The sequence below is a fragment of the Stenotrophomonas sp. STEN023 genome (assembly GCF_056760135.1).
The window spans coordinates 1-3,615 of the sequence record NZ_JBRREF010000152.1 but is presented as its reverse complement, the minus strand read 5'-3'; the positions used below and the strand labels follow the sequence as shown (position 1 = coordinate 3,615).

At 62.2% G+C, this 3,615-nt stretch carries 2 protein-coding genes; one reads left to right on the top strand and one right to left on the bottom strand.

Translation table 11 applies throughout. The annotated features are described in order from the left end of the window. Positions 1 to 170 precede the first annotated feature (170 nt). The gene (locus ACVOLV_RS22050) at positions 171 to 1,148 is read right to left on the bottom strand and encodes a CsgG/HfaB family protein (protein WP_481556222.1); all 978 of its coding nucleotides are present in this window, start codon (positions 1,146 to 1,148) and stop codon (positions 171 to 173) included. Positions 1,149 to 1,933: 785 nt separating this feature from the next. On the opposite strand from ACVOLV_RS22050, the gene ACVOLV_RS22045 reads away from it, so the two are divergent. Then, positions 1,934 to 2,983, top strand: coding sequence for a lipid A deacylase LpxR family protein (locus ACVOLV_RS22045; RefSeq protein ID WP_481556221.1), 1,050 nt, complete (start codon positions 1,934 to 1,936; stop codon positions 2,981 to 2,983). The last annotated feature ends 632 nt before the right edge of the window (positions 2,984 to 3,615 follow it).

The window sequence follows — 3,615 nt, the reverse complement described above, 5'->3', positions numbered from 1 at the left end:
TTCAGGTTGCGGACAGTACGGAGCGATGTGGATTGCCAGCTTCGCGGCTGACCCCGCTCCTACAGCGAGCGTTGCTGGTAAAGCCCCTTGCCGAGCATGGCTCGGCACTACAGCCCCGCAGAAACCAGAAAGGCCGCTTGCGCGGCCCTTCTGCGGGGTAAACCCGGAACTTACTTGGACAGCTGCAGCAGGGTGGACGACACCCAACCGCGATTGCCCAGCTCGTCCTCGACTTCCCACATCACGCCTTCCTTGGTGCCGGTCGGGTACAGCATCATCCCGGCGTCCAGGGTGCGGATCGGCGCGCCGGTACCGCGGGCATTGGCCAGCAGGCGACCAGCACGGGTTACCGTCACGGCCTGCTGCGCATTCGCGGCAGAAGCGTTGTCCGGCAGGCCGCCCAGCTGGGCGATGATGTCGGTATAGGCCTGCAGGTAGGCCATGGTGATCACCTGGCCGATTTCGGTGTTGGCATAACCGCCAACGCCCGCTGCGCCCAGGCCGCTGCCACCGAACAGGCCGCCACCAGCGCCAAAGCCCATGTCGCTCTTGCGGGCCGAACCCTCAGAGATGGCGACCTGCTCCGACGAACGCACGTCGGTCACGGTCAGCACCACGTCGGCGGTCTTGCTGGTGAAGTTCAAACCACCCACCAGTGCACCGGCACGGCCACCGATCAGGCCACCCAGCAGGCCACCAATGGCATTGCCACCGGCGTTGCTGTTCTGCGAGACCAGATCCGGGATCATCACGTAGTCAGCGGCCTTGATCTGGCCCTTGCCGACGTTGGAACGACCGCGCAGGTCGCCGCTGGCAGCAAGCTCACGCTCGAACTGACCCGCGGCCATACCGGCACCACGGTCCACCAGGGTGAAGCAACGCGAGCGGTTGACGAACGCCTTGATCAGACGCGACGGCGCCGGCAGCTGCTGGCCGGTCCACCAGTTGGTGGAGTCTTCCGGCTCGATCACCGACAAGGTACCGATCGGGCGCTGGCAGGTCGGGATCTGCGCGGCAGCCTGCTGGCGCTGTTCCTGCGCCTGGGTGCCCTTGGCCTTGAATGCTGCCTGGGCCGGCTGGCTGCTGACAGCCGCAGCAATGCCCAGAGTGATGACCGCTGCGGTGAGCGGCGAAAAAACGTTACGCATCTGATACTTCCCCATTAACCTGCACCTTACGAGGTGCGTTCCATTGGCTTAGAGACCTTGCGGTAAGACTCTGTCCCTGATGTTACCTAGCAGACGAGCACGGTCCGGTCCGCCGGAATCCTAACCCAGACCGGCGTCAGGATGCATGACGTTTTTTGTGAGGCGGCTCCCTTTATGGGGACTGAAGCCGCCCCTGCATCGGCATATCTCCCTGCAAAAAGGCGCTCAGGCGACATCAACCGGCACCGCTTTACTCCCACTGGCAATGCGCAAACCATTCTGCCGTGCCAGCCACCAGAGGCTTCTTCAGCGCAGAGATCACAGGCACAACCCCATTCAGGCCCGCCCTGGGAGCCGCACACAGCTGGCAAGGCAGAAGGTCGCGGACAAACCGGAAGCGGCGCAGGGTTTCGACTGAAGACAGGACTGGAGGCATGAACGACAGCCATGACGCCGCCCTGCCTGCATGACAACGCCGCGCCATGACAGCAGATGCCCACGAACAACGTGCCATCCCAGCGCTGACTGTCTCACCTGGGAGAACCTCCATCCCGCCAGACCGGTGAAAGCCAGGCGTGGAAAGCGGCGACAATGACGAGCGCAATTGAACGCGCCGCGCGCATCCGAAGCGCCCTCCAGCGAAGATCCCGCACCTGGTCTGGTGCGCGCAAACGCGCCCGAAAATCCACCGTCACACCTACAACAATCTGTCCGCTCGATAGCGATATGCCGCCCCACAACGGATCACTAAGCTGCATGTCACTCTGCCGGCGAGGAGTCCGTACATGAAAAGAGGCACCCGACTGCTGTTGCTGATGGCAGGCAGCCTTGCAATCACCCCCGCCTGGGCAGCGCAACAATGCGCGCAAAGTGCCTTGAGCGATCATCCACCTGCGATCAATTTCCGCGTCGACAATGACTTGCTCGGCGGAGCACAGCAGGACCAGGGATACACCAATGGCGCAATGTTCACGCTGGTATCGCCCAACCTGCAGGACTACACCGACGACCCCTGCTTGCCGCGCCTTGCGCGCTGGATGAACGGTCACCTGGAGCGCCTGCACCCCGGCGAATTCCAGCAGCAGAACATGATTTTCAGCTTCGGCCAGGGCTTGTACACACCGACCGACAGCACCCGCAGCGACCTGATCGAAGATGACCGTCCGTATGCGGCGGTGCTGATGGTCAACTTCGGTTACAACGCGCGCAACGGCAACCACCTGCGCACCACCCAGTTGGCACTGGGAATGATTGGTCCATCGGCACAGGGCAAGCAGGTGCAGGACGCTGTGCACAGCGTTCTGGGCGATGAGAAATTCATGGGTTGGGACAACCAGCTGCACGACGAACCGGTGTTCAAGTTGCTGCATGAGCGCATGCAGCGCTGGCCTGCTGACGGCAACGCCGGAGGTTGGGGTTGGGATGCGATCAGCCACTGGGGTGGCGCCATCGGCAACCTTGCGACCTACGCCAATGTTGGTGGCGAAGTGCGTTTCGGCTGGAAGCTGCCAGACGACTTCGGCAGCTCGCCGATGCGCCCCGCCGGCGAGAACACCGCCCCCACCCGCCGCGGCCGCGCTGAAGGCTGGTCGAGTCATCTATTCCTTACCAGCGATGCGCGTTGGGTACTGCGCGATATCACCCTGGACGGCAACACCTTCCGCAACAGCCACAGCGTGGACAAGCGCCCGTTTGTCGGCGACATCGGTTACGGCGTTGCGGTGATGCGTGGCAAGTGGAAATTCGCGCTGGCGCGTTACCACCGCACCCGCGAATTCGACGGGCAGAAAGAGACGCCGGTATTCGGCAGCTTCACCATCAGCCGCACGCTTTGACTGCAGCGGTGAACAATTGCCGCCACTCGCGCTGTAAAAGCGACAAAGCAAAAAGCGCCCTCACCCCAACCCCTCTCCCGCACGCGGGAGAGGGGCTAGTGCACTAGCAGCCGACGCATTGCTAGCCCCTCTCCCGCGTGCGGGAGAGGGGTTGGGGTGAGGGCGCTTCTGCTCCACAGCTTCAGCTTCAGCTTCAGCTTCGGCTTTGGCTTCGGCTTTGGCTCTTCAGCTTTTGACTTACCGGGTCCCCTTCCGCAGCGACGGAGCTGGCAGACAAGACCCCGAACGGGGCGACGCACACGGATGTGCGTCGTTTTTCGACGAGACAGGGATGTCTCGTCGAAAAATCCTGCCAGCGGAGTGAACCCGCGTCGCGCAGCGGCGTGGGCGCGGAGGCAGGGTGTGCTTTCTTTGGGCCACCTTTCTTTGCACAAGCAAAGAAAGGTGTGCTCGCGCGCCGCAGGCGGGCGAAAGCTCTTGATCTTGATCCTGATCTTGGTTGCGGTTGCGGTTGCGGTTGGAGCAAGAGCAAGAGCAAGAGCAAGAGCAAGAGCAAGAGCAAGAGCAAGAGCTAGCTGAAGAGCTAAATAAAGATGAAAATATAGAGATACAGAAAGAGCAAGAGAAAGCGA

What these genes read in the sequence shown, in the direction of transcription:
- ACVOLV_RS22050 (WP_481556222.1), bottom strand. Translation starts at nt 1,148, where the DNA reads ATGCGTAACGTTTTTTCGCCGCTCACCGCAGCGGTCATCACTCTGGGC.
- ACVOLV_RS22045 (WP_481556221.1), top strand. Translation starts at nt 1,934, where the DNA reads ATGAAAAGAGGCACCCGACTGCTGTTGCTGATGGCAGGCAGCCTTGCA.